Annotated in this window: 15 protein-coding genes and 1 pseudogene; 10 read left to right on the top strand and 6 right to left on the bottom strand. The window is 74.3% G+C overall.

Annotation, left to right across the window (positions count from 1 at the left end; genetic code table 11):
• Positions 1-13: 13 nt before the first annotated feature.
• Positions 14-1,999, bottom strand: coding sequence for a DUF1996 domain-containing protein (locus ACZ7FF_RS12105; RefSeq protein ID WP_470812232.1), 1,986 nt, complete (start codon positions 1,997-1,999; stop codon positions 14-16).
• Positions 2,000-3,681: 1,682 nt separating this feature from the next.
• Between ACZ7FF_RS12105 and ACZ7FF_RS12100 the strand changes: the two genes are divergently transcribed.
• Positions 3,682-4,860: a C40 family peptidase gene (locus ACZ7FF_RS12100; RefSeq protein ID WP_470811652.1), complete on the top strand. Its 1,179-nt coding sequence runs from the start codon at positions 3,682-3,684 to the stop codon at positions 4,858-4,860.
• Here ACZ7FF_RS12100 and ACZ7FF_RS12095 read toward each other — a convergent pair.
• Positions 4,847-5,920 (bottom strand): NAD-dependent epimerase/dehydratase family protein, encoded by a 1,074-nt coding sequence (locus ACZ7FF_RS12095; protein WP_470811650.1) that lies wholly within the window; start codon positions 5,918-5,920, stop codon positions 4,847-4,849. The two genes, ACZ7FF_RS12100 and ACZ7FF_RS12095, sit on opposite strands and share 14 nt — an antisense overlap.
• Positions 5,921-6,133: 213 nt before the next feature.
• Between ACZ7FF_RS12095 and ACZ7FF_RS12090 the strand changes: the two genes are divergently transcribed.
• Entirely contained in the window at positions 6,134-7,498 is a 1,365-nt protein-coding gene (locus ACZ7FF_RS12090; RefSeq protein WP_470811648.1) for an FAD-dependent oxidoreductase, read from the top strand.
• A 64-nt stretch (positions 7,499-7,562) separates the two neighbouring features.
• On the opposite strand, the gene ACZ7FF_RS12085 is transcribed toward ACZ7FF_RS12090, so the two are convergent.
• Positions 7,563-12,164: a hypothetical protein gene (locus ACZ7FF_RS12085; RefSeq protein WP_470811646.1), complete on the bottom strand. Its 4,602-nt coding sequence runs from the start codon at positions 12,162-12,164 to the stop codon at positions 7,563-7,565.
• A gap of 124 nt (positions 12,165-12,288) precedes the next feature.
• Here ACZ7FF_RS12085 and ACZ7FF_RS12080 point away from each other — a divergent pair, with 124 nt between their 5' ends.
• The 4 genes from ACZ7FF_RS12080 to ACZ7FF_RS12065 all read left to right on the top strand — a co-directional run bounded on the left by ACZ7FF_RS12080 (position 12,289) and on the right by ACZ7FF_RS12065 (position 15,891).
• The gene (locus tag ACZ7FF_RS12080; protein WP_470811644.1) at positions 12,289-13,254 is read left to right on the top strand and encodes a DUF1152 domain-containing protein; all 966 of its coding nucleotides are present in this window, start codon (positions 12,289-12,291) and stop codon (positions 13,252-13,254) included.
• Positions 13,255-13,662: 408 nt separating this feature from the next.
• Positions 13,663-14,814 carry a hypothetical protein gene (locus tag ACZ7FF_RS12075; RefSeq protein ID WP_470811642.1) on the top strand — a complete coding sequence of 384 codons (1,152 nt, stop codon included), beginning with the start codon at positions 13,663-13,665 and terminating at the stop codon, positions 14,812-14,814.
• A 34-nt stretch (positions 14,815-14,848) separates the two neighbouring features.
• Entirely contained in the window at positions 14,849-15,136 is a 288-nt protein-coding gene (locus tag ACZ7FF_RS12070) for a DUF1232 domain-containing protein (protein WP_470811640.1), read from the top strand.
• A 29-nt stretch (positions 15,137-15,165) separates the two neighbouring features.
• Positions 15,166-15,891, top strand: a complete 726-nt coding sequence (locus tag ACZ7FF_RS12065) for a 2-phosphosulfolactate phosphatase (RefSeq protein ID WP_470811638.1) — start codon at positions 15,166-15,168, stop codon at positions 15,889-15,891.
• Between the two features lies 1 nt (position 15,892).
• Here ACZ7FF_RS12065 and ACZ7FF_RS12060 read toward each other — a convergent pair whose 3' ends face one another.
• Positions 15,893-16,978: a hypothetical protein gene (locus tag ACZ7FF_RS12060; RefSeq protein WP_470811636.1), complete on the bottom strand. Its 1,086-nt coding sequence runs from the start codon at positions 16,976-16,978 to the stop codon at positions 15,893-15,895.
• 446 nt (positions 16,979-17,424) lie between these two features.
• On the opposite strand from ACZ7FF_RS12060, the gene ACZ7FF_RS12055 reads away from it, so the two are divergent.
• The 3 genes from ACZ7FF_RS12055 to ACZ7FF_RS12045 all read left to right on the top strand — a co-directional run bounded on the left by ACZ7FF_RS12055 (position 17,425) and on the right by ACZ7FF_RS12045 (position 24,140).
• A complete protein-coding gene (locus ACZ7FF_RS12055; RefSeq protein WP_470811634.1) occupies positions 17,425-19,938 on the top strand; it encodes a SpoIIE family protein phosphatase in 2,514 nt (837 codons plus the stop codon).
• Positions 19,939-20,144: 206 nt separating this feature from the next.
• The gene (locus tag ACZ7FF_RS12050; RefSeq protein ID WP_470812230.1) at positions 20,145-22,778 is read left to right on the top strand and encodes a SpoIIE family protein phosphatase; all 2,634 of its coding nucleotides are present in this window, start codon (positions 20,145-20,147) and stop codon (positions 22,776-22,778) included.
• A gap of 42 nt (positions 22,779-22,820) precedes the next feature.
• Positions 22,821-24,140 (top strand): hypothetical protein, encoded by a 1,320-nt coding sequence (locus tag ACZ7FF_RS12045; protein ID WP_470811633.1) that lies wholly within the window; start codon positions 22,821-22,823, stop codon positions 24,138-24,140.
• Between the two features lie 12 nt (positions 24,141-24,152).
• On the opposite strand, the pseudogene ACZ7FF_RS12040 reads toward ACZ7FF_RS12045, so the two are convergent.
• Together ACZ7FF_RS12040 and ACZ7FF_RS12035 are read right to left on the bottom strand one after the other, a co-directional pair.
• Positions 24,153-24,384, bottom strand: a pseudogene (locus ACZ7FF_RS12040) (hypothetical protein).
• An 89-nt stretch (positions 24,385-24,473) separates the two neighbouring features.
• Complete coding sequence (locus ACZ7FF_RS12035; RefSeq protein ID WP_470811631.1) at positions 24,474-26,312, bottom strand: glycoside hydrolase family 15 protein; 1,839 nt, start codon at positions 26,310-26,312, stop codon at positions 24,474-24,476.
• Between the two features lie 197 nt (positions 26,313-26,509).
• On the opposite strand from ACZ7FF_RS12035, the gene ACZ7FF_RS12030 reads away from it, so the two are divergent.
• Positions 26,510-26,716: a hypothetical protein gene (locus ACZ7FF_RS12030; RefSeq protein WP_470811630.1), complete on the top strand. Its 207-nt coding sequence runs from the start codon at positions 26,510-26,512 to the stop codon at positions 26,714-26,716.
• Positions 26,717-26,775 lie beyond the last annotated feature (59 nt).

The following is a 26,775-nucleotide window of genomic DNA, read 5'->3' as shown; positions in this document are numbered from 1 at the left end:
CCGTCCGGGCACTTCAGTAACGCAGGCGCCTGGCCCGGAGCAGCATGAACGCACCCGACAGCGCGAGCAGGACGCCGATGGCGGCCGGCCACAGATGGGCCCCGGTCTCCGCCAGTCCGCCGCGCGTCCCCTGGGGCTCGCCCTGCGCCACCGCGGGCGGGACGTACCCGGCGGCCGAGGACTGGGACGCGGTGGGCGCGGCCGGCGCCGGCCGCGCCTGACCCGACCCGGCCGCCGTCGCACCGGCGGACGGGGACTCCACGGGCGCGGTCCGGGTCGCCCGGCCGGCCTTTCCGGTGCCGGACCCCCCGGAGGGGGACGGCGGGGCCGCGGTGGGCTTCGCCGACCGTGCCGGCGCGCGGTGCCCGGTGGTGTGGCTCGGGGACACCGACGCGTCGGTCCTCGGCAGGCCACCGGGGTCGGTGACCGTCGCGGTCGGCGCGGCCGTCGCGGTCGGCGCGGCCGTCGCGCTCGCGCCGGGGGCCGCCGTGTCGGCGCCGCCCGGAGCCGGAGGCGTACCGGTGCCGGAGCTCGCCGTCGGCGCGGGAGTCGTACCCGGGTCGCCGCCCGTCGGGCCGCAGGTGCGGCCGGAGTTGATGCAGTCGACCATCGTCCGCATCAGGCCCTCGTCGAATACGTTGATGAAGTCGCCGTGGTCGGTGACGGGCTTGTGCAGCTGCTCGGGGAAGGAGTCCACCGCGAACAGCGGGACCGTACGGCCACCGTCCTGCACGCTCGGCGCGGGGACGTCGTAGACGATGCGCTCCACCAGCTGCGGGATGGGCTCGAAGCCCGTGGGGCAGGAGCCGTCCTCGGCGGCGAAGGCCACGTGGGTGCGGTGGTTGGCACTGTCGATGTTGCGGCCGTCCCAGCAGCTCTGGAACCGGAAGCTGCGCACGACGTCGCTGCCCGGCGGGCACAGCGGGTACTTGTCCTTCAGCTGCCGGTTCTCGTAACCGGTGCAGCTCCAGGACGCGTTGGCGTTGGCGGGCCCGCTGACGAAGGCCTTGGCGTCGCCGGTGATGATGCGCAACAGGCGCGGCATCGCGGTGACCTTGGCCCGCGGGTTGCCCAGGAAGGTCAGCGTGACCTGCTTGGGCGTGACGATCTGGCCCGCGTTGCCCTCAGTGCCGCCGCCCGGGGAGCCGGCGTCCCGCTCCTGGGTGCCGTTCTGCAGACGCAGCACCGGCCAGTAGTACGAGGACTTGTCGCCCTTGTCCACACAGCTCGTACCGGCGTCGGCCAGGTCCTGGTCGCCGGCGAAGGCGTTGTTGCCCTGGTTGCCCACGTAGTCGTGGAAGTGATGGGCGCCGTTGGTGACTCCGGGAGCCACGATGACGTTGTCCGAGTTGAACAGGCCGTTCGCGTTGACCCCGCAGTCGGAGGTGAAGCTGCCGCGCGAGGCGCCGGCCTGCTCGGCCGGGGTCGGCACGTCGGGCTGTACGGCGGTGATGTCCGCGTAGTCGGAGACGACGGGCCCGTTGCCGCCCTGGCCCGCGCCGTTCTGCCCCGCACCGCCGCCGCCCTGCTCCTGGCCGCCGCCGCTCTGCTGGGCTCCCCCGCTCGGCGGGGCTGAGGCCTGACCGCCGTCACCGGTCCCGTCGCCCGCGGGGTGCAGGGTGCACGCGGCCAGGTCCTCCAGACCCTGCGGACGGTCCCCGACCCGGTCGATGGCGTCGGCGATGCGACCGAGGGCAGCCGTCCGCTTCTCCTTCAGCGGGTCCATGATCGAGCCGTCGGCCGAGCCGGTGGCCTGCCCGGACTGCTGGAACTGCCGGTACGCCGCCGCCGTCTGCTGGTCGAGCAGGGCGAGTTCGCGGTCGACGTCCGGCCGGGCCGCGTCCGGTACGTCGGTCAGGCGGCTGCCGACGTCGGGGCAGTAGATCGTGGACATGCCGGCGGACAGGACGTGTCCGCCGGTCGTGGCGTCCCCGTCGCCCCAGCCTTCGCTGGCGGAGGCGTAGACGTTCACCGCGACGAGTCCGCCGCCGCCCAGCATCAGGGCCACTGCTGCGAGGGTCGCGCGTCTTGCGCCGGTCGGGCGTCTGCGCCTGTTGCGTACCAAGGTCGTCCCCTGTGTGTTCACCGGTCGGGCATGGAATTCCCCCTGCCCCATACGCACGGCGGCGCCGCCGTGTTCAACCGGATCGGGAATTCACCGGGACCTCACAGGAAAACGCGGACCCCACCCGTTCCCCTTCGAACGACACCACGAACATCACAAATACGTATCGGACATATAAGACCTCAACCTTCACACGAGGTACACACGTTGGCTAGGTTGACGCGAGCCGCCGGCTGACCCCCGGCGAGCCGCCGTGGTCCGGCACCGCGCACGACGGAGTCCGGACGGAGCGGCCCAACTGCCCTGCGGGGCGAGGAAGGAGCACGTCTTCCATGGCGCCGGAGAGCCGCGACGAGGTCCAGCAGAGGATCCACTCCCTGTACGACCAGGCCGAGAACGCGACGGGGAACTTCAACGCGACGCGGGCCATGGCGGCCAAGACGCGTTCACGAGGGGTCCCGTTGGCCAAGCGGTCGGGCCGGCGCCCGGATCCCGCTCTCGACGCGATGACCCAGCAGTGGTTCGAGTCGGCACGCGCCAAGCTCGGCCCTTCGGTCCCCGCGGTCCTGCCGGCCGACCGGCAGCCGCGTCCCGAGGGCCGGGGTTCGGAGCGCGAGTGGGACGCCGCGGCGCTCGGCCTGCCGGCCCTGGAACGGCCCACCGGCCGAGCGGTGGCCGAACTCCCGCCCGGCCCCTCGTCGTCCGCCACCGGTCTCTCCCTCCCGGCTCCGGACGGTGCACGGGCGGCCCTGCCGGCTCCCCGCCGCCTCGAACTCCCCGCCGCACTCCCCGCGTTGCCCAGTCCCCCGGGCAACCGCGATGTGTCCGACCGCCCGACGCAGCCGTTCGGCGGCACGCCGGAGCTGACGAGCCTCCCGGACACCTCCCGCCGCATGACACCGGAACCGGCAGACCCCGGCGCGGCAGCCCGGTTCGGTAACGGCACGCAGGCATCGGCGACCGGCCTCGGACGGTCACCGATGCCCGACACCGGCACCGCCCCCGCGACAGGCCCCACGTGGAGCGCGGAGCGGGCCGCAGGCGCGGTGCAGATGGCAGGGGGCGGGTGGACGCCGGAACTTGACACGGGGGCTACGGGGACCGCCGGGGGTGGGTGGACGCCAGAACTTGGTACCGGTGCCGTGCAAACCACCGGAGGCGACTGGACGCCGGAACTTGGCGCGGGCGCGGCGGGAACCGCCGGGGGCGGCTGGACACCGGAACTCGGCAACGGTGCCGTGCAAACCACTGGAAGCGCCTGGACGCCGGAACTTGGCGCGGGCGCGGCGGGGACCGCCGGGGGCGGCTGGACGCCGGAACTCGGAACGGGTGCCGTGCAAACCACTGGAAGCAGCTGGGCACCGGAACTTGGCGCAAGCTCGGCGGGGATCACCGGAGGTGGGTGGACACCGGAACACGGTGCGGGCGCCGTGCAAACCGCTGGAAGCGGCTGGGCGGTGGGGACGGCCGGACTCGATTGGGCAACCGCGCCGGGCACAAGTGCGCCGGAAGCGCCGGGACTTGGGTCCAGCGTCGGTGTGGTGGGAGCGGCCGGATTCGATTGGGCGGCGGAGCCCGGTGCACGTGCGGTGGAAACGGCGGGAGTTGGCGGCCCGATGGCCCTCGGCCTCGCCGCACCGGAACCGGTCGGCCTCGGCGGCCCGCCGGTGCCCGGCCTCGATGCTGCGGAACCGGTCAACCTCGCGGGCCCGGCGATGTCCGCCCTCGGTGCGGCAGAACCTGTCGGCCTCGCGGGCCCGGCGATGCCTGGCCTCGGCACGTCGGATCCGGTCGGCCTCGCGGGCCCGGCGATGCCCGGCCTCGGTCACGCAGGACCGGTCGGCCTGGCAGGCCCGGCGACACCCGGTCTCGGGGCGGCCGCGCTCGTCGGTGGCGGTCCCGTCGAGACGGCCGTTCTGCCTGTCGCCGCGGCCCCCTCCGTGCTCGGGAACCCGGTCCAGGAGCCGCGGCAGCTGCCGGGCACCGCCGTGCTGGGCCGCCCCTCCCCCGGTGCCGCCAAGGCCGGCGTCCGCGCCAAGCTCGGCGCCGCCCGCGACCTTCTCGCCTCGCGCACCACGCAGCCCGCGCCCGCGGCGGCGCAGGCTCCGCTGCTCGGTGCGGGCCGCGCAGCCCAACTGAGCGCCGGGGCACCGGGCCAACTCGCCGCTCCGCAGCAGGCCATGCAGTGGCAACAACCTCTAGAGCCGGCCGACACGGGCTCCCTCACGTACCCGGCACCCGCAACAGCCCCCGCGGACGCGGGACCTCTCGCATACCCGGCATCGGGAACACCTGCCACCCCGGTCACGGTCACCGGCGTCCTCGCGCACCCCGCGCAGGCGGCAGCCGCCACCTCCCTCGCGTACCCGGCACCGGTCACGGACACCGGCTCGCTCGCCCACCCGGCCGTCGCGGACACCCCCGAGACCCCCCGTGCCGTGCGGGCCGCCAAGGCCATCGCCTTCGCCCGGGCGCAGATCGGGAAGCCGTGCGTCTGGGGTGCGATGGGGCCGGGCTCGTACGACTGCTCGAGTCTCACGCAGGCGGCGTGGAGGTCCGCCGGGGTCGCGTTGCCGCGCGCCGCGCACGAGCAGGCGCTGGCCGGTGCCCCGGTCATGCCCGCCGGGCTCGAACCCGGTGATCTCGTCCTGTTCTTCGACGACGACCGGCACGTCGGCCTTCACGTCGGCGGCGGCATGATGGTCCACGCTCCGGGTCCGGGTGCGACGATCCGCGAGGAGTCGATCTACGGCGCCGGGGAAGCGGCGATCCACCGGATCATCAGGCCCGCATGAGCCGCCGTGGGGTGCGGCCGGCCCGTCTGCTCTCGTAGTGGTCGAGCAGGGTCTGCGCCACGGGCCGGTAGGTCAGACCGAGTTCGCGGAGGCTGCGGCTGTTGTCGACGCGGAAGCGGATGCCGAGGTGCTTGCGGATGTAGTCCTGGGTGAGCCCGAAGGCGGGGCCCAGGACCCGCACCGGCCAGTGCGGAAGCCTGTTGCGTGGCAGCCGGAGGTCATGGGGGTGGCGGGCGCGGATGATCCGGGACATCTCGTGGAACGAGGTCATGGTCTCGGCGGCGACGATGTAACGCCCCCTGGCCTCCGGGTTCTCGGCGGCCGCGATGTGCGCGTCGGCCACGTCCCGCACGTCCGCCGTGGTGAAGCTGAAGTCCGGTGCGCCGTAGCAGAAGTAGCCCTGGAACAGCTCGTCGAGCAGGAAGAGGCTGCCGGACTCGGAGGCGGGGGTGAAGGAGGGTCCGAGTATCAGGCCGGGGTTGACGGACACCATCCGCCAGCGGTGCTGCCCCGCCTCGGCCTCCCAGGCGGCCTGTTCCGCCAGCGTCTTGGCGTAGTGGTAGGGGTTGTTCTCCACCGTGCTGGTGGTGTTGACGTACCGCTCCGAGAGCACGCCCCCTTCCATCCGCGAGACGTCGGCGTAGTCGCCGAAGATCGCGCCCACGGTGGAGGTGAACACCAGGGTTCGCACATCGGGGGTACGTTCCAGGGCCGCGAGTACGGTGCGGGTGCCGAGCAGGGCCGGGTCCACGACGTCCCGCCGGCCGTCCTTGATCCGCTCCGGCATGAGGAACGGCGAGGCCACGTGGAAGACGACCGAGCAGCCGTGGAACGCGTCGTCGAAACCGCCCTGCTCCAGCAGATCGGCCTCGAACAGTTCCAGCTGTCCGGGGAAGGTCTCCTGCAGCGCCCAGAGCGGCCGGACCTTTGCCGCGTCGGCCCTGTTCCGCACGGTGGCCCGCACCCGGTAGCCCCGCCGCAGGAGCCGCCGTACCAGATGGCTGCCGACGAAGCCGCTGCCGCCCGTGACCGCCACGGTCGTCCCCGCGTGTCCGCCCACGCCGTCCCTCCCCTGGCGGCCGGCCCCTCCGGCACGGTGACAGGGTCGGGCACAGGCGGGGGCCGGGGGAAGCACCAGGGCCATAAGTAACCCATGGGAAAGTCATAAGATCCGCTTATGACGTCATAGACCGGACCCGCGTACCAACTTAGGGCTGCCTTAGCTTAGGCTTCTTGATCGAGTCGCCTGTCCACGCTCGAAGGGAACCTGATCATGCCGCGCCCCCTGCGGGTAGCCATCGTCGGAGCCGGCCCCGCCGGGATCTACGCCGCCGACGCCCTGCTCAAGTCCGAGGTGGCCGCCGACCCCGGCGTCGCCATCGACCTCTTCGAGCGCATGCCCGCCCCGTTCGGCCTGATCCGGTACGGAGTCGCTCCCGACCACCCCCGCATCAAGGGCATCGTCACCGCCCTGCACCAGGTGCTCGACAAGCCGCAGATCCGCCTCTTCGGCAACATCGACTACCCGACGGACATCAGCCTGGACGACCTGCGGGCCTTCTACGACGCGGTGATCTTCTCCACCGGCGCGACGGCCGACCGCGAGCTGTCCATACCCGGCATCGACCTGGCCGGCTCCTACGGCGCCGCCGACTTCGTCTCCTGGTACGACGGCCACCCGGACGTCCCCCGCACCTGGCCGCTGGAGGCCGAGAAGGTCGCCGTGCTCGGCGTCGGCAACGTGGCCCTCGACGTGGCCCGCGTCCTCGCCAAGACGGCCGACGAGCTGCTGCCCACCGAGATCCCGCAGAACGTCTACGACGGTCTGAAGGCGAACAAGGCCCTGGAGATCCACGTCTTCGGGCGCCGGGGCCCGGCCCAGGCGAAGTTCAGCCCCATGGAGCTGCGCGAGCTGGACCACTCCCCGAACATCGAGGTCATCGTCGACCCCGAGGACATCGACTACGACGCGGGCTCGATCGAGACCCGGCGCGGCAACAAGCAGGCCGACATGGTCGCCAAGACGCTGGAGAACTGGGCGATCCGGGACGCCGGCGACCGTCCGCACAAGCTCTTCCTGCACTTCTTCGAGTCCCCCACGGAGATCCTCGGCGAGGACGGCCGGGTGGTCGGCCTGCGCACCGAGCGCACCGCCCTCGACGGCACCGGCAACGTCAAGGGCACCGGCGAGTTCAAGGACTGGGACGTCTCCGCCGTCTACCGCGCGGTCGGCTACCTCTCCGAGAAGCTGCCCAAGCTGCCCTGGGACCTGGAGTCGGGCACCGTCCCGGACGAGGGCGGCCGGGTGATCGAGGAGGGTGGCTCCCCTCTGCAGTCGACCTACGTCACCGGCTGGATCCGGCGCGGCCCCGTCGGCCTGATCGGCCACACCAAGGGCGACGCCAACGAGACGGTCGCCAACCTGCTGGCCGACTACGCGGGCGGCCGACTCCACACGCCGGCCTCGCCCGCCCCGGAGGCCGTGGACGCCTTCCTCGCCGAGCGTGGAGTCCGCTTCACCACCTGGGAGGGCTGGTACAAGCTGGACGCCGCCGAGCGTGCGCTGGGCGAACCCCAGGGACGTGAGCGCGTGAAGATCGTCGAGCGTGAGGACATGCTGCGCGAGAGCGGCGCGTGAGTCCCTGCCGTCATGGGCTCTGAGGGGGCCGGCGCGACCGCGCCGGCCCCCTCCCCTTTCCCGCTCAGGCCTCGGCCGCCCGCTCGAACAGCTCGTGCAGCGGCACGGGGGACAGCAGCCGCAGGAAGGGCCCGTACACGTTCCTGGCGGCCGTGGTGGCCAGGTGAGCGGTCAACTTACCGCTCTCCAGGGGCAGATGGGGCGCGTCCAGGGTGACCCAGGTGTCCGGTGCGAACACGGTGCGCCCTGCGCGCGCCCGCCGGCCCGTCTCGACGGCGCCCGCTGCCACCAGTTCCGCCTGCGCGGCCTTGTGGCGGGCGACCGTCCAGCCGTTCCAGCGGCGGATGCTGCGATCCGTCGGCCGGGCGAGCGCCCGCAGCTGGAGGAGGAGCGCGGCGGCGTCCGTGCCGATCCCCCGCTCACGCGCGGTGCGGCTGACCAGCTCGGGGGTGCTGAACAGGGGGTTCGCCTCGTAGCCGCCGACCGGTACGGGGGTCGCGGCGGCGCGGGCCGCCATCCGGGACAGGCCGTCGAAGACCGTCCGCGTCCTGAGCACGCCCTCACGGAGCCCGGGCAGGCCCAGCCGGTCGCACAGGTCCAGGGCCCGCGCCAGCCGCTCCGGGTCGACGAGCGCGGCCGTCCGCAGGAACACGTCACCGGACGGGACACCCACCACGAAGCTGCCGTCCTCCATCAAGCCGGTCAGCGCGGCGGAGCCCTCGCGGAGCGGCTCCGGGCACGGGATCACCGGCCCCTCATAGGGCCGGAACGCCGGGTCCGCGGCGGCGGCCCGGGCCGCGGCGGGCGGGCCGAAGAGCTCGACGAGCGTCCCCGGCGCCTCGATCCACGCCCGCAGTCGGGCGTGCAGCCTCAACGCGCCCTCCGCCGCGGGATCACCGACGGGCCGCTCGGTCAGGGCCCAGGCGATCACCGTCATGGCCTCGGTGTGCGGGGCCCGGTCGGCGCGTATCCACTCCCCCGCCGTGCCGTCCGGGAGCGCGTGGTGGAGCAGGAGCCTGCCGGTGCGGCTGCCGGCCAGCACCTGTCCGGACTCCTCGGCGGGCAGGCGCCCGGCGGACAGCGCCCGCGCCCAGCCGGTGGTCAGTCCGAGGTCGGCCTCCAGGGCGTCGGCCAGTGCCTCGTCGACGTACGGACGCGTACCGAGCAGCCCGGCCCAGACGGCCGCCATCCGCTGCGCCGCCCGGTTCAGGCCGTCCGCCGACCACAGTTCGGCGGGGTCCCCGGGGATACCGGCGGCGAGAACGGCGCGCCGCCCGGCCGGGCCGAGCCGGTGGCAGAGGCTGTCGTACTCCGCGGCCGCCGTCTTGTTCGCCTTGTACGGTGCCGAGCGCAGCATGCGCTGATGGGCGTCGTGCCGTTCCCGGCGCGGGAGACCGCCCAGCACGAGGGCCGCGACGGAGCGTCGTACTCCGGTGCGCCAGGCGAAGACGGCCAGGGCCTCGGAGGTCAGCGGTACCGGCCCGTTGCGGTCGGTCAGCTCCAGCAGGCGGGTGAGGCGTGCGCCGTCGTCGGCGTCGACGGTGACGGTCCGCTCCTCCTCGGTGCCCGCCGGGGCCGGGTCGGTGGCCGGCTGCACGAACCGGGCGAGGTCCTGCCGTGCCGGGCCCGCGGCGGGGCGGCCGCCCGCGGCACGGACCGCGGTCAGTTCCTCCGGCCGGGCCCGGCCGGTCCGCCAGCTGGTTCCGGGGGCGGCGAACGGCTGCCCGCTCCAGGTCCGCAGCAGCGCCGCCAGCGCGGCGCGCTCGTCGCCGGGGGTGGTCTCGACCGCCGCCCGCCAGGCGACCGCGTCGATCCCGCCCAGCAGCTCCTGCCATTCCGCGGGCCGCGACGGCGGGGCGAGGGCGCGGGTCTCGTCGTCGATCTCTCCGCGGAGATGGCGGCCGTCGGCGGCGACGGCGGTGAGGGTGCCCGGGTGCCGTTCGGGCCGGTAGGCCTCGTACGCGCGCAGGTCGGGGAGCAGGCCCGTCAAGGCAGGGGCGAGGTCCGTGTCGGGGACCTCGGCGGGCAGGTCCACCACCGGTCCGGAGCGCATGATGCCGACGCGCCGGGACAGTTCCTCGCGGCGGTGCAGCACGTCGGCCGCCAGTGCGGCGGCACGCACCACGCCGTCCCGGACCCGGGTGTCGGCGGCCTCGGGGAGGAGCCGGGTGACGTGGGCGCACAGGTCCTCGGCGCTCCGCGCGCTCCGGGCGGCGGCGAGGAGGGCGTGGACCGTGTCGTCGTCCACCGTGCGCAGGGCTTTGGAGGAGTGCTCGTCGCGCGGGACGAGGAAGTGCCAGAACGCGGGCGGTGGCATGGGCCCGGCGCCCTCGCCCAGGGTGGGAGACCGGTCGCGGTCGCGCTTCGCGGGCGGTACGAAGCCGTGGACCTGCCACAGCAGCGAGTTGTCCCCGGCGGCATGGCAGCGCACGGTCTGCTCGCCGACCGTCACGGCGTCCTCGCCGCCCTCGGGGAGGCCGATGATGCCCCAGGGGTGGCGGCCGTAGCGGCGGCTGCGGTAGTGGGCGGTGCGGCCGTCGACCGACTCCAGCAGGAAGTCGGTGGGCGAGGGCCCCTGATGGGGCGTGCGGTTCAGGACGCGGCAGCCCACGAGCCGGCCGTCCTGTCCGAGGAGGGAGGCGGGGGCGTCCGCGGGGAGCTCCGCGAGGTACTGACCGCCGTCGAACTCCTCTGTTCCGGGCGCGAGTTGACGGTCGCGGTGGAAGTCCGGCAGGGTGCGGTCGGCGCACGGGGTGCCGGTGGAGGAGTCGTAAGGCGTCCAGTTGCCCTGCGCGTGGAAGACCTGGGCGCTCCAGTAGCGGTGGCCGTCGCTCAGCTGGAGTTCGCGGCCGCCGATGCCCTCCCGACCACCGGGCCGCAGCACCCGCTCACCGTCGAACCGGCCGCCCCGGTCCGGGGTTTCGAACTGGAAGCCGAAGGCGCCCCTGATCAGCCCGCCGTACGCGCGGAGGCCGAAGGTCTGCTCCGGGGTGAAGACCTCGTGCGGCCGGTCGTCCCAGCAGGCCTGCACGGGGGCGCCGCGGTCGCCGGTCCGCCAGCTGACCAGGAACCGCCCGCCCGCGTAGTGGACGGCGTGCGAGGTCGCCCCGTCCGGCAACCGGAAGGTGCAGGACCCGCGCGCCCCCGCGGGGTCGACGGCGACCGCGCGGTCCGCGCCGAAGACGGTCAGTACGGGCCAGGTGCAGGTGACGCGGAGGCCGTCGGCGGGGCCGAGGTCCGTCATGGCGGCCTCCAGGGCGGGCCAGACCAGCTCTTCGGGCAGTCCGGCGCGCAGCGCGCGGGCGAGCGGGCCGGTGAGGTCCAGGTCCGCCAGTGCCTCCTCGATGCCGTCCAGAGCGGTGGCGGTCGGCCGGTCGAGGAGCGCGGCCAGTTCGGTCACCGCCTCGTCGGCCGCGGCGAGGCCGCCGCCGCGCAGGGCGCCGAGCAGACTCTCGACGCGGACGTGCACCCCGGCGGCGATCCCGGCGTTCTCCGGGAGCCGCGTGATCGCGGTGCCCGCTCCGCGCAGGCCGGCGTGCACGGTGCCCTCGAGCCGCCGGCCGAAGACCGCGTCGGCGGCCAGGGCCTTCAGATCGCGCCGGGAGCGGTCGTCCCAGAACGTCAGCCGGACGGCGTCGCCGGGGTCCGCCACCAGGATGCCCTCGGCGAGGCAGGCGTCCAGCAGGTCGGCGTCCAGTCCCGGCCGGCCGTACTGGTCCTCATGGATCCGCACCGGGGTGCCCACAGCCCGCAGCCGGGGGGCGAACCGGGCGACGACGGCGAAGAGTTCGGCGGGCATCGGCTGGCGTGCCACCCCGCCGTAGGGCTCCTTGCGGTGCGCGTACGTGCGCGTGTACCGGCCGAGCCAGCCCGGCAGCCCGCCCTGCGCGCTGAGCCGTCCCGCCGCCGCGGCGTCGACGATGCCGGCGCGCAGCAGCAGCCGCAGCCATGCCGAGGCGTCGTTGCGCGAGACCGGGAACAGATCGAGCAACGCGGCCTGCACGTCCCTGTCCTGGAGGTGGTCGGCCAGGGGTGCGGTGGCGGCCTCCAGCAGCGCGTCGGGAACCGTCTTGCCGTGGGCGGCGGCGAGGACCCGCCCGAGGACGCGGGCCTCCTCGTCGGCGCCGAGCCCGGCGGCGACCGCGGACGCCCGGACCCGGCGGGCCAGGTCGGCGGGGAGTTCGCCGGGAGAGGACGCCCAGGCGGTCAGCACCCGCACGTACTCCTCATGGGCCCGGGCGGGCGGCAGCGCATCGGCCAGCCACCGCTGGTGGTCGCTCAACTCCTTGACGGGCAGCGCGCCCTGGGCGGCGAACAGCAGCAGGTTCACCCGCCGCCAGTCCCCGTCCACGGCCAGGCCGTGCTCCTGCTCGGCCCTGCGGGCCAGGGCGTACGCCTTGGCGGCGGCCCGCCCGCGGTAGCCGAGCAGTCGGTGCCCCACCGTGTCCCAGAACCATGGTAGATGTGCCGCCGGCAGTGCGGCGGCCCGCCGCTTCAGCCGCTCCAGGCAGCGCTCCATCCTCGGATACGCCGACGCCACGGCCGCGGACACCTCGTCGAGCAGCGCGAGCGCGGCGTTCTCCGCGCCGGGGTCATGAGTCTCGACCCAACGGGCGTACGTCGGGGACCGGTGCGGTTCCGAGGGCAGCAGGGCGTGTGTGAGCATGCGACCGATCTTGGCACGGGGGTCCGACACCCCGTCAGGACCTGTGGAGAACCAGGGGCGTCCCCGATCACGACCCGGGAAAAACCCTGATGAGACGCGGGGAGCGCCCTGTTAGGTTCCTGCGGTGTCCTCCTTGGCAGAGCCCCTCTTCTTCAGCCGACTGCGCGAGTGCCGACGCGTGCTCGTCGCCGGCGCCGGCGGCGGTTTCGACGTCTACGCCGGCCTTCCCCTGGCCCTCGCGCTGCGCTCGGCCGGCACCGAGGTCCACCTGGCCAACCTGTCCTTCTCCGACCTGTACGGCCTCGGCCTGGACCACTGGGCGGCAGAGGACGTCGCCGCCGTCCGCCCGGACACCCCGCTGCACGGCGACTACTTCCCGGAGCGGTCGCTCGCCCAGTGGCTGGCGGCGCGGGGGCTGCCGGACACCGTGTACGCCTTTCCCCGTACGGGTGTCGAGCCGCTGCGGGCCGCCTACCGGGCGCTCGTGGAGCACCTCGGCGGGGTGGACGCGATCGTGCTCGTCGACGGCGGGACGGACATCCTGATGCGGGGCGACGAGCACGGGCTCGGCACTCCGGAGGAGGACATGGCGAGCCTGGCCGCCGTGGCGGACCTGGACGAGGTCCCGCAGCGGCTGGTGGCCTGCCTGGGGTTCGGGGTGGACGCGTATCACGGCGTCAACCACGCGCTGGTGCTGGAGAACCTGGCCGCACTGGACCGCGAGGGCGGCTACCTGGGTGCGTTCTCGCTTCCCCGGCAGAGCCCGGAGGGCGACGCCTACCTGGACGCGGTCGCCCACGCGCAGCGCTGCCACGCCGGTCATCCGAGCATCGTCAACGGCTCGGTCGCCGCCGCGGTGCGCGGTGACTTCGGCGACGTGCGGTTCACCGAACGCACCCGGAACAGCGAGCTGTTCGTCAATCCGCTGATGGCCCTCTACTTCTGCGTGGACCTGCCCGCTCTGGCCCGCGCCAACCTCTACCTCGACCGGCTGGCGGGCACCGTGCTGATGCGCCAGATCAGCACGGCCATCGCCGCCTTCCGCGAGGAGTTGCCCCGGCAGCGGCCGCCGCGGGCGTACCCGCACTGAAGTCCGATTCGGCGGGCGACCGGCCGGTAGGACGCGTGCAGACGGGGGACCGTGAGAAAGCGGTCCCGAGCCCCATGCGCGAGCGGTGCCCGCCCCCAAGGGGGTGCCGGAGCGGGGCCCGCCCTCACGAGGCTCGCCCCTACGCGGACGCGAAAGCAGGGCCCGCCCCTAAGCGGATGGGTGGGTGGGCCCTGCTCGCCGGACCATTCTGGTGGACGTGCCCGGCGGCGGGCACGGGTGAACCGCGGGCGCCTGAGGCACGCCCCGCGCACCCCGTGTGTACCGCGCGCGCCGGTGCGCGGGGCGCGCGGAAGCGCGGCGGCGCGCCACGCCGGACCCCCACCGACGACTCACGGGACCGAGCGGTGATACTGGGAGTCACCCCCGTCCCCATCAGCAGATTGGCTCATGTCGAACACCGCCACCGACCGCGCCCTGATCCCCCAGACCCTCTGGGCGGCCCGCGGCCGCCACACCGGTCCCGCACCCGAGGACGTCGTCCGCCGTACCCTGCGCCGTCACAAGGAGAGCGGGGACATCGACGACTTCACCGAACCGCCCGTCCCCGAGGGCCCGCCCCGGCGGATCTTCGAGGCGCGCTGGCGGGTCGAGGGCAAGGTGACCGTGCGGTCCCGGCTCGTCCTGGTACCGCGTGAGCACAAGCCGCAGGGACACGAGTGGCGGCTCGTCGCGGAGGCGGAGCGCGCGTGGGACGAGAGCTGGCCCTCCCCCGCGACGCTGTTCTGGCCCGAGGACGCGTCCGGCGCGGGCGGCGACGGCTCCTGGGACCATCACGCCACGGTCGCGGGTCTGCGCTTCCGCCAGGTCAACCCGCTGCCCGCGGACGACAAGGAGATGCGGCGCAGGCTGCGCGACGCGGCCCGCGAGGCCTGGTGCGTCAACCTCGTCGTGCACGAGGCGATGACCCCGGACGAGCAGGGGAAGCTGCCGCTGGCCCGGCTGCTGCCGCCCGGCCTCAGGCACCGCGTCGTGGAGCACCGGGCCGCCCCGCACCAGCTGCGGGCCGTCAACTGGGCGCTGAAGGATCTGGGCGTCGAGGTGCCACGCGGCGGCGCGGTGCTCCTCCCGCCCGACCCGGCGCCGGAGGACTACGACCGCGGGGAGTACTGTGTGCGCAGCGTCTTCCTGGACGGCTCCGAACCGTCCGAACTCTTCGCCGCACTGCGGCACTTCGCCGCCCTGCCCCGGCCCCTGCCACGGGACGCGGAGGAGGCGCTGACGGACCTGCGGGACAACTGGACCCTGATGACGCTCCAGGAGGAGCTGGAGCGCGAACGGGAGCAGGTCGCCCGGTACGCCGAGGCGCTGGACGCCATGACGAAGTCCCGGGACCTGTACAAGCAGGCCGCCGAACAGGCCCTCGAGGCGCTGGCCGCCTACCGCGACGTACCCGGGACGGCCCTTCCGCAGCAGCGGCCGGCCGCCCGGACGCCCGCCGCGCTCCAGCAGTTGACGCGGACTTTCGAACGGCTGAGGTTCCCCGGTAAGGGGAAGACGCCTTCCGAGGACACCGTCGACGGCGGGGACCGGCCGTCGTAGGTCCCGCGCCGCGGAAGTCGCAGAAGGAGGCCGGATGGATTCCACCACGACCCTGCTGCTGATCGGCGCCGTCCTCGCGGCGGTGCTGCTCGCCGTGGCCGTCGGCCTGCTCGTCCGGCTGGTGCGGACCCGGCGCACGCTGCGGCGGGCCGGGCTGCCGACGGGCCCGCGCTGGGTGTTCTGGGGCGCGATCGCCTATCTGCTGCTCCCCACCGACCTGCTGCCCGACCCCATCTACCTCGACGACATCGGCGTGCTGCTCCTCGCGCTGCGCAGTCTGCGTGCCGCCCGGCAGCCGCCACCGGACACGATCGGCTCCTGAGCGGCCGCCGGGTGCCGCACCATGGTGCGATGCGACCTGTGTACACCGGTATCCCCGGTGCCCCGACAGCGCCGGACGTCGCCGTGGTGGTCGACGTGATGCGCGCGTTCACCGTGGCCGGCTGGGCGTTCCGGCGCGGCGCCGAACGGATCGTATTCGCTGAGACCCAGGAGGCGGCGCTGGCGCTGAAAGCCCGTCACCCGGGCTGGCTCGCCTTCCAGGACGGGCCTCCGGTGCCGGGCTTCGACCTGGCCAACTCGCCCGCCCGGCTGCGTTCCCTCGACGTGCGGGGCCGGACCGTCGTGCAGAAGACCACCGCCGGTACGGCCGGGGCGCTGGCGGTGGCGGACGCCGGGCTGCTGCTGTGCGCGAGCTTCGTGGTGGCCGGGGCGACCGCCGAGATGCTGCGGCGCGCCCGTCCGGAGTCGGTGACGTTCGTCGTCACCGGGGACGGCGGGCGGGCGGAGGAGGATCTGGCCTGCGCCGAGTACATCGCGGAACGGGTCCGCACGGCCGACACCGACCCGGGCCCCTATCTGGAGCGTGCCCGCCGCTCCGACGCCGCCGCGCGGCTCGCCGACGGCGTGCGGCGCGGCTGGACGGGGGTCCATCCGGAGGACGTGGGGATGTGTCTCGTGACGGACGGCTTCCCGTTCGCCATGGCGGCCTCCCGTCTCGACGGTCACCTGGTGCTGCGCCCGGTGGGCACCGGCGGGCCGGATCCGGCCGGGCGCGCCGCACCTCGGGAGTCCTGACTCAGGGTGTGCCGTCGCCGCGGGGGCTGCCGCCGATCAGCACGGCCAGCACCACCACCAGTGCGGCGAGCGCGGCCGCCGCGGCCGCCGTTCCGGCGAGCCAGGGCGGGGCCAGGGTCGCCGTCCACAGCCGGGCCGAGTCCGGCAGGCCGAAGCGGCCGCCGAACACCTGCCCGGCGGCCAGGGCCGCCGTGACCGTGGCGGCGGCGCAGGCCGCGACGAGCCGGGCCGCCACCGCCCGCGTGGGCAGGGCGAGGGCCAGCAGCATGCACAGCGCGGAAGCGATGAGCGTGGCCCCCAGGGCGCCGTGCGACAGTCCGAGCCAGTAGCGAGGGGCATGGGCGGCACCGCACAGGAACACCAGCAGCGCGGCGCCCCGCACCTGGGTGCCGGAACCGCCGCCGGACCGGGCCTGCGCCGCCGGTTCCTCCTTGGATGCGGAAGGCGTGGCGGGCGCGTCCGTCGGGCCTGCGGGCCGCGGGGCCACCGAAGCCGACGCCGCCGGCTCCGGGGCCGTCGCTTCGGGTGCCCTCGGTTCGGGAGCCGGCAGCTCCGGGAACACCAGCTCGGGCAGCTGGATCTCGGGTTCAGGGCGGTCGGTGGCGAGGCGGCCGATCAGCTCGGCGACTTCCTCGACCGGCCGGCTGACGGCCGCCGCCCGCACCACGGCCTGCCCGCAGTGGGGCTCCACGGGGGTGCGGTGCAGCAGCTGCATCAGCCGGCTGACGTCCTCCAGGGGGCGGCTCTCGGCGGCGGCGCGGATCGCCTCGTCGGCGCTGTCCGTTCCCCGGGGCGGCTTGGTGAGCAGCGTCACCAGCCGGGTGACGTCCTCCACCGACCGGCCGACCGCGGCCGCCCGCAGCGCGTCGGCCGCGGCGCGGGCGTGCTCGGGCGCGCCTTCCAGCAGGGTGATGAGCCGTACGACGTCTTCGAGCGGGCGGTCGGCGACGGCCGTGCTGACGAGGCCGTGCAGCGGATCTCCGTACCGGCTCTCCTCCTTGGCCGGGGCCTCGGTCACCTTGGGATCGGTCACCTTGGGAGGGGCCTCGGTGACCGACTTGGGCGGCGGTGCGGGCCGCGTCAGCACGAGGGCGGGCGTCGTGGGGAGTCCGGCGGGGGCCGGTGCCGGAGATATGACGGAGTCGTCGGGACAGGGAGAGGAAGATCTGACGGTCATATCGGCTCCAGAAGAGGGGTACGGCCGCAACCGGCGCCCCCGCGTGCGGCGCTCGGCATCACTCCAGTCCATTACTAGGAGTGGCCCCCCGGCACCGCCACCGGGGTGAGGCAGTGGTGTGAGAGGACCAGGCGCCGTCGACCCCGCGGCCGCGACCATGCCTCGCACCCCCGAAGCGCTCCCGCCCCCACTCCCCGCCCCGCACCCCCGAAGCACGGCCGCCCCACTCCCCGCCCCTCGCCCCGCGGCCCACACCACGCGCTCCCCCGTTCACCCGCCCAGGTGCGTTCGGCACTCCTCCGGGCGCATTCTTGCTGTGTCAGCCACCCGGGGGCACACGGGACGAGGTAGGGCCCATGGCTGGGAGCGGGGAGCAGACGGTCCGCACGCGGACCCGGCTGGCGGTACTGCTGGCCGACGCGTCGACCGCTGCGCTCCGCGCGGCCGACGGCCGCGTCGCGGGCGTCTACCTGCGCTCCAGCACTCCAGGCCTGCTGCGCCTCGCGGTCCTCGCGGGGCTGCCCGGACAGCTGTTCCGGGGCTGGTGGCGGATGCACGTGGCCCGCCCCTTCCCGGTCGCCGACGCCTACCGGCTCGGCGTACAGGTGGTGCTGCCGAACGCGACGGAGACGATGCGCCGCTATCCGCAGTTCGCCGCGGGCCTGCCCTTCCCGTTCGGCTCGGTACACATGCCGGTGCTGGGCGCGAGCGAGCCGGTGGGGGTGCTGTCGGTGCTGCGCCCGGCGATGGCCGACTCCCCGGACGAACCGCTCGACCGGGAACTGCTCGCCCGGCTGGCCGAGGGGCTGGGCGCCGAACTGCTCGCCCTGGCCGAGGGGGACGCGAGCACGGTCGTCTGGGACGCCGAGCCGCAGTGCGTCCGGCCGCCCGCGAACCAGCCCGCACAGGTCGCCCTGGGGCGTTTCACCTGGGACCCGGTGACCTGCGCGGTACGCGCGGACGACCGGCTGCACGCCCTCCTCGGCCTGGTGGCCGGCGGATTCGAGGGGACCGAGGCGGCGCTCGCGGACGCCGTGGCCCCGGACGAGGCGCACCGGATCCTCGCCGCGCTGCGCGACACGGCCGCCGGGAAGCCGCCGGGCGCGCCGCTGGGCCTGCGGGCGCGCGACGGCGCACCGCGCCTGCTGGACCTGTGGCCGCCCGAGGAGGGCAGTGGTGCGGCGTTGGTCGGCGGGATGGTCTTCGAGCCCGGCGCCGCCGCCGCGGACGGCGCGGCCGACCTGCTGCCGCAGGGGGTGCTCTGCCTCGACCGGCTGGGGACGGTCGTGTACGCCAACCCGGCCGCGGCACGCCTCACGGGCCGGCAGCGGGCCTCGCTGCCCGGGTGTTCGCTGTGGGAGGCGATGCCGTGGCTGATCGGGCCGCCGTACGACGACCATCTGCGCGGCGCGCTGCTGACCCAGGATCCGGTGCACTTCCACGTGCGGCGGCCGGCCGGCGCGGACGGGGCGCCCGGCGAGTACGACTGGCTGGCCGTGTCCGTGTACCCGGGTCCCGACCTGCTGACCTGCACCATCGTCCGGGCGAGCCGCATGGAGACACCGGCCGAACCGGAGCCCGAGGTGCTCGTGCCGCATGTGCCGGAGGACGCGGTGGCCGCCGGCGAGTCGATGGCACCGGTGTACCGGCCGATCGCCCTGGCCATCGCGCTGACGGACGCGGTGACGGCCCGGCAGGTGTCCGCGGTGGTGATGCGGGAGCTGCTGCCCGCGTTCGGGGGCCGCCGCCTGGCCATCTACCTGCTCCAGGAACGGCACCTGTACCTGGCCTGGGAGACCGGCTTCCCGCAGGGCTTCCTCGCCCCGTTCGAGGGCGTCGGCCTCGACGCGCACCTGCCGGGCGTGGAGACCCTGACGACCGGCCGCCCGCTGTTCTTCGAGTCCATGCAGCAGATCGCGGCCAACTACCCCGGGATACCGCTGGACGCCGACGAGGGCGCCCGCGCCTTCCTGCCGCTGATCGCATCCGGCCGGCCGGTCGGCTCCTGCATCCTCGGCTTCGAGGGCTCGCGCGGCTTCAGCACGGAGGAGCGCACGGTCCTGACCGCGCTCGCCGGGCTGATCGCGCACGCCATGGAGCGGGCGCAGCGCTACGACAGCGAGGCGGCCCTCGCCCGGGGCCTGCAGCAGGCGCTGCTGCCGCGCCGGCTGTCGACGCATCCGCGGGTGGAGACCGCGGGCCGCTATCTGCCGGGCACCCAGGGCATGGACGTGGGCGGCGACTGGTACGACGTGGTGGAGGCCGGGGACGGGCTCGCGCTGGTCATCGGGGACGTGCAGGGCCACGGGGTGCAGGCGGCGGCCACCATGGGGCAGCTGCGCAGCGCGGTCCGGGCGTTCGCGCTGGGCGACCGGCCGCCGGACGAGGTGCTCAGCGGGACGAACCATCTGCTGATCGACCTCGACCCCGGCCAGTTCGCCAGCTGCTGCTACGTACGCCTGGACCCGGCCACCGGTCACGCGCGGGTCGCCCGGGCGGGGCATCCGCCGCCGCTGCTGCGCTCACCCGACGGGCGCACCGCCCTGGTGGACATCCCGGGCGGTGTCGTCCTCGGGGTGGATCCGCGCGCGCAGTACCCGGTGACCGAGCTGCTGCTGCGGCCGGACGCGATCCTCGCGCTGTACACGGACGGCCTCGTGGAGAAGCCGGGCGCCGACATCGACGACGGCATCGCCGCCCTGCGGCTGGCGCTGTCCAGGGCGGGAGCGTCCGCCGGGCGGCGGGGCAGGCGCCCGCTGGCCGGGGTCGCCGACCGGCTCACCGCCGGTGCCCGGCACGCCGACGCCCGACCCGACGACGTGGCGCTGCTGCTCGCCGCCCGCCGTCCGGCACCCGAGCGGTCCCCGTGAACGGGCTCCGCCGCCTCGTGGCATGGCGGTCACCTGGGGTGACGGTCTCGCCTGACGGCGCCGGGCAGTGTAGACATGGGCACATGGTGCGACTGCCCGGCCGGCCCGCGACCCGGCCGCCCCAGCCTTTCGGGCACCCGCGCGCACCGCTGGGCCGGCAGCCGACGGGACTCGGCGGCGACGGCGACGACGGCGACCGCCCTGGGATGCTGCGGGCGGCCGTGACCGGACGCAGTGTCGCCGGTCAGGTGTTCCTGCTGCAGGTGGTCATCGTGCTGCTGCTGGTCGTCTCGGCCGTGGTGGCGCAGGTGCTCCAGGTGCGGCACGACAGCGACACCGAGGCCCGCAACCGCTCCCTCGCCGTGGCCCAGACGTTCGCCAACGCACCGGGCACGGCGGCCGCGATGCAGTCCCCGGACCCGACGGCGATCCTCCAGCCGAAGGCCGAGGCCGCCCGCAAGGCGACCGGCGTGGACTTCATCGTCGCGATGAGCACGCAGGGCATCCGCTACACGCACCCCAAACCCGACCGCATCGGGAAGAAGTTCGTCGGCACCATCGCCCCGGCCGTGGCGGGCGGCACGGTCGTCGAGCAGGTCAACGGCACGATCGGCCCGCTGGTGCAGGTCGTGGTGCCGGTGAAGGACACCGGCGGCAAGGTGGTGGGGCTGGTCTCGGCGGGCATCACCACCGCGCACGTGGGCGGGGCGGCGGCCCAGCAGCTGCCCCTGCTGCTGGCGGCGGCCGCGGCGGCGCTCGCGCTGGCCACCGCCGGCACGGCCCTGGTCAGCAGACGGCTGCTGCGCCAGACACATGGTTTGGGACCGTACGAGATGACCCGGATGTACGAGCACCACGACGCGGTGCTGCACTCGGTCCGGGAGGGCGTGCTGATCGTCGGCGGCGACGGCCGGCTGCTGCTCGCCAACGACGAGGCACAGCGCCTGCTGGACCTGCCCGATGACGCCGAGCGGCGGCATGTGCTGGAGCTGGGCCTGGACGACGACACGGCGGGGCTGCTGGCCTCCGGGCGGGTGGCCACGGACGAGGTGCACCTGGTCAAGGACCGGCTGCTGGCGATCAACCAGCGGCCCACGGATCTGCGCGGCGGACCGGCCGGCAGCGTCACCACCCTGCGCGACTCCACGGAGCTGCGTGCCGTCTCCGGCCGCGCGGAGGTGGCGCGCGAGCGGCTGAACATGCTGTACGACGCCGGGGTGGGCATCGGCACCAGCCTGGACGTGACCCGCACCGCCGAGGAGCTGGCCGGGCTGGCGGTGCCCAGGTTCGCGGACTTCGCGACCGTGGACCTGTTCGACACGGTGCTGAAGGGGGAGGAACCGCGGCCGGGGACCGCCCTGCGCCGGGCGGCCTGCGCGGGCATCCGCGACGACTCGCCGCTGTACCCGGTGGGTCACCGGATCCGGTGGGTGCCCACCTCGCCGCAGGCACGCAGTCTGACGACCGGGCAGTCGGTGGTGGAGCCGCGGCTGCGCGAGGCGCCCGGCTGGCAGGCGCAGGACATGGAGCGCACCGACCAGGTCATGGCGTTCGGCATCCACTCGCTGATCACCGTGCCCCTGAGGGCGGGCACCCTGGTGCTGGGCGTGGCGAACTTCTGGCGCTCGGAGAAGCCGCAGCCGTTCGACGCCGAGGAGCTGGCCCTGGCGGAGGAGCTGGTGGCGCGGGCGGCGGTGTCCATCGACAACGCCCGCCGGTACACGCGTGAGCACAGCATGGCGGTCACGCTGCAGCGCAGCCTGCTGCCGCGGTCGCTGCCCGAGCAGGGCGCCCTGGAGATCGCCTACCGGTACCTGCCGGCGCAGGCCGGGGTGGGCGGCGACTGGTTCGACGTGCTGCCGCTGTCCGGGGCCCGGGTGGCGCTGGTGGTCGGCGACGTCGTGGGGCACGGGCTGCACGCGGCGGCGACCATGGGCCGGCTGCGCACGGCGGTGCACAACTTCTCCTCGCTGGACCTGCCGCCGGACGAGCTCCTCGGGCTGCTGGACGAGCTGGTGGGCCGGATCGACCAGGACGAGACGCCGGAGGAGGGCGCCGCGGTCACCGGTGCGACCTGTCTGTACGCGGTGTACGACCCGGTGTCGCGGCGCTGCACCATCGCCCGGGCCGGCCATCCGCCGCCCGCGCTGGTGCACCCCGACGGCAGCGTGGAGTACCCGGACGTGCCGGCCGGACCGCCGCTGGGCCTGGGCGGGCTGCCGTTCGAGACGGCGGATCTGGAGCTGGCCGAGGGCAGCCGGCTGGTGCTGTACACGGACGGTCTCGTGGAGGACCGGGACCGGGACATCGACGTCGGCCTGGAGCTGCTGCGGGACGCCCTGCGCCGCACTCCGAGCGACTCGCCGGAGGAGACCTGCCGTACGGTGCTGGACCGGCTCCCGGCCCGGCCGAGCGACGACGTGGCGCTGATCGTCGCCCGTACCCGGGTGCTGGGCCCGGACCGGGTGGCCGAGTGGCAGGTGCCGTCCGACCCGGCGGCCGTGTCGGACGTGCGGGCCTCGGTGGCCCGGCAGCTGACCGAGTGGGACCTGGACGACCTGGCGTTCACGACGGAGCTGATCCTGAGTGAGCTGGTCACCAACGCCATCCGCTACGGGCGCGGCCCGATCGGGGTACGGCTGCTGCGCGACCGGACGCTGATCTGCGAGGTGTCCGACCGCAGCACGACCTCGCCGCACCTGCGGTACGCGGCGAGCACCGACGAGGGCGGCCGGGGACTGTTCCTCGTCGCGCAGGTCTCCGAGCGCTGGGGCACCCGCTACACCCCGCACGGCAAGATCATCTGGGCGGAGCAGACGCTGCCCGCGGCGTACGCGTAAACGGGTTGAGCACCGGTCGGGCACCGGGTGATGATCTCGTGCATGTTCTCGCGCAGGAATCGCCGTCCGCAGTCCCCCGATCTCCGCAAGGCCTGGGAGGCCGTCGAAGCCGGGGACGTGCCCGGTGCGCTCCGGCAGTTGAGGGTGGCCGGCGAGGACCAGCCGCTCGGTGAGGTGGCCCTGGTGGTGGAGCGGGCCGCCCTGTCGGCCGGCTTCGGTGACCTCGCCGAGGCCGCCGCGGCGCTGGTCGCCGCCCCCGAAGAGCCGCGCGCCCTCTACGCCTTCGGGTACGAGTGCGTCGAACGCGGCGTGTCCTACCTGGCGATCCCCCCGCTCCGTGAGGCCCTGCGCCTGAGCGGGGGGTCACCGGCCGTGCTGCACGAGCTGGTGTCCGCGTACGAGGACGAGGGCCGGCACCGCGAGGCGGTGACGGAACTCGCCCGCGGCGAGAGCACGTTGCAGGACTGGCCCGACCGCTATCTGCTGGTCTTCAACGCCGTCATGGCGGGCGATCTGGGCCTGGCGCGGCGCCAGCACGCGCTGCTGCCCGATCCGCAGGACGCGCAGTGGCAGCCCGCGCGGGACCGGCAGAGCCGGATGCTCCGGCGCGCGGACGACGCGGAACGGGCGGGCGGTCTCGGCCCGGACGATCTGCGCGGCTGGCAGTACGTGGTCGGCGGCTCGGTGCTCGGCACCCTCTCCCCCTACGGCTTCACCGCGGGCATGACCGGCCGCTACGCGTTCCTGCAGGACAGCCCGGCCCTGTGTCTGCGCGGTCTGCTGCGGCTGCGGGACCTGCTGGCGGCCACCGAGGTGCGGCCGCGGTCGGTGTCGCTGCTGCCCGACCGGGACTCCAGGATCCTGGGCCTCGCGGCGGCTCAGGTGCTGGGCCTGCCGGCCGAGCCGTTCACCGCGGACCGGACGGACACGGTGGTCGTGGCCTACGACCTCGACGGGCTGGCGGCGCACGACGACGGCCCGGAGATCATCGGTGCCCTGTTCGAGCGTGCCCCCGGACAGGTGCTGCACGAGCACGCCAGCTGCTGGACGGACCCGCCCGCGATCGCCGCGGACAGCATCGGCCTGCTGCACCAGACGGTGGTGGCCCCCTGGGGCGAGCGGCTGGGCCAGGGCCCGGACGGCGAGGTGCGGCGGACCGCGGCGGACGGCCGCCCGGAGACGGAGATCGCCGCCGAGGTGACGGCGGCCGACCCGGCCGCCGATCCCGGGGACGGCGAGGGCCCGGCGGACGACGACGCCGGGTTCGCCGCGTTCGCCGGGGCCGTCAGGGGCACCTGGCTGCGCGGCGACCGGGCGCGGGTCCGGTCCGCCGGGCCCGTCGCGAGCTCCCGGTTCGCCTGAGCGCGGGACCGGTCAGCTGTCGCTCAGCCGCGAGCGGAGCAGCTCCTTGCCCAGTTCGGCGCCCTTGCGGCTGTCGGCCTGGGCCTTGCGGAACAGGTCCCCGACCTCCATGGTCGCGCTCCGCGTCGTGGATGTACGTCTCCAGGCGCAGGGCGTTGTCGAGGCACGCCTCGACGTACCAGATGAGGTCGTAGTTCTTGTCACGGGTGCCGGTGACTCCACCGGTCTCGCTGGTGCTGGTCATACGGGGTCTCCTCCTTCTGTGGACCCTGTCGTTCCCCCTTACGACACCCCCGGGTACCCCCCCGACCTGCGGACACACGGCCGGGCGGGTCAGCCGAGGGCGCGGTCGAGGTTGAACGCGGCACTGATCAGGGACAGGTGGGTGAACGCCTGCGGGAAGTTGCCCTGTTGCTCCCCGGTGCGGCCGATCTCCTCGGCGTAGAGGCCGAGGTGGTTGGCGTAGGTGAGCATCTTCTCGAAGGCGAGCCGCGCCTCGTCCAGCCGGCCGGCCCGGACCAGCGCCTCGACGTACCAGAAGGAGCAGATGGAGAACGTGCCCTCGTCGCCGCGCAGTCCGTCGGGGCTGGCCTGCGGGTCGTAGCGGTAGACGAGCGAGTCGGAGACCAGGTCCTCGGTGAGGGCGTCCAGGGTGGACAGCCACTTGGGGTCGGTGGGGGCGATGAACTTGGCGAGCGGCATCATCAGCACGGACGCGTCCAGGACCTCGCTGTCCTCGTGCTGCACGAAGGCGTTGCGGCGCTCCGACCAGCCGCGGTCCATGATCCGCCGGTAGATGGTGTCCCGGGTCTGCCGCCACCGGGGCAGGTCGGCGGGCAGGCCGCGTCGGTTGGCGAGCCGGATGGCGCGTTCGACGGCGACCCAGCACATCAGGCGCGAGTACAGGAACTTCCTGCGGCCGCCGCGGGTCTCCCACACGCCCTCGTCGGGCTGGTCCCAGTGCTCGCACACCCAGTCGACGAGATGGCACACGTCGTCCCACTGGCCGCTCGGGATCGGCTGGGCCCACTTGTCGAAGAGGTAGACGGAGTCGATCAGGGCGCCGTAGATGTCGAGCTGGAGCTGGTCGGCGGCGGCGTTGCCGACGCGGACGGGGGTGGAGCCCTCGTGGCCCTCCAGGTGCGGCAGCTCGCGCTCGGGCAGGTCGGTGCGGCCGTCGATGCCGTACATGATCTGCAGCGGGCCGGAGCCCGCGCCGTCGCCGGGGCTGATGTGCGTGGTCAGGAAGCGCATGAACGCCTCTGCCTCGCCGCTGAAGCCGAGCCGCAGCAGCGCGTAGACGGCGAAGGCCGCGTCGCGCACCCACACGTACCGGTAGTCCCAGTTGCGCTCGCCGCCGAGCTGCTCGGGCAGGCTGGTGGTGGGGGCGGCGACGATGGCGCCGGTGGGGGCGTAGGTGAGCAGCTTCAGAGTGAGGGCGGAGCGGTGCACCATCTCGCGCCAGCGGCCCCGGTAGCGTGACTGGTGCAGCCAGTGCCGCCAGTAGGTGACGGTCGCGTTGAACTCGCGCTCGGCCTCGGCGTGGGCGCAGCCGCGCGGGGCGACCGCCTCGCCGACCTGGTCCAGCGCGAACACCGCGGTCTCGCCCTCGCCGAGCTTGAAGTCCGCGCGCACGTCCCGGTCGTCGCACTCCACGGCCACGGTGGTGGTGAGGGACAGCGACCGCTGCGGCGACTCGAAGAAGAGCGTCCCGTCCACGTCGCGCAGGGTGTGCGGGGCGGAGCCGTAGTCGAAGCGGGGCGCGACCAGGGCCCGGAACGGGACCGTGCCGCGGACGCACACCACGCGCCGGATCAGCCGGTGCCGGCCCCCCTCGCCGGTCGCATCCCCGGTGATGGGCATGAAGTCCTGCACCTCGCCGACGCCCTCCTCGGTGAAGAAGCGGGTGATCAGCACGTTGGTGTCGGGGAAGTAGAACTGCTTGGTGCGGGCGGGGACGGACGCGGCGAGCTCGAAGCGGCCGCCGCGCTCGGCGTCCAGGATGGCCGCGAAGACACTGGGGCAGTCGAAGGACGGGCAGCAGTACCAGTCGATCGTGCCGTTGGTGCCGACCAGCGCCACGCTGCGCAGGTCACCGATCAGACCGTGATCGGCGATCGGCAGGTAGCGGGAGCCGGTGGGTGCGTACTCGGAAAACGGCGTCTCGGCCATCGGCAGGCCTCCCCGTGCGGGTGCGGGATGTTTTCCAGCTTAGGAGCGAGTGCTTTGCGACGGCCTGGGCAGGCGCTCCTCACCCGCTCCCCCGGCGCCTCCGGATGCAGGGTGCGCCGTTGCGGGCAATGGTGAGAGTGTGCCCGTTCGAAAGGCACCGGCACGGATGCGGTCATCCGGACCGAGGAGGAGGCAACATGTCGACATCCACACCCGGAGAGTCCCGGTCGTCCGACGACCACTGCACCCCGGACTCCCTGCTCCACTCGGCACCCCAGCAGGACGTCACCCCGGAAGACCTGGTGATGGCGGCGGGCAGGGACGTCACCCCGAAGACGCTCGACTGGGCGCGCCGCAAGCTGGAGGCGGAAGGGCCTGCGGCCATCGAGAAGCTGCTGCCCTAGAGGGGGTCCGGGAAGGCACGGAACAACGGGGAGACCGGCCGGGCGGCAACACGCCCGGC

Source organism: Streptomyces sp. NPDC037126, from assembly GCF_055605965.1.
Note: the sequence above shows the minus strand (reverse complement) of the source record. Positions and strands in the feature narration are given on the sequence as shown.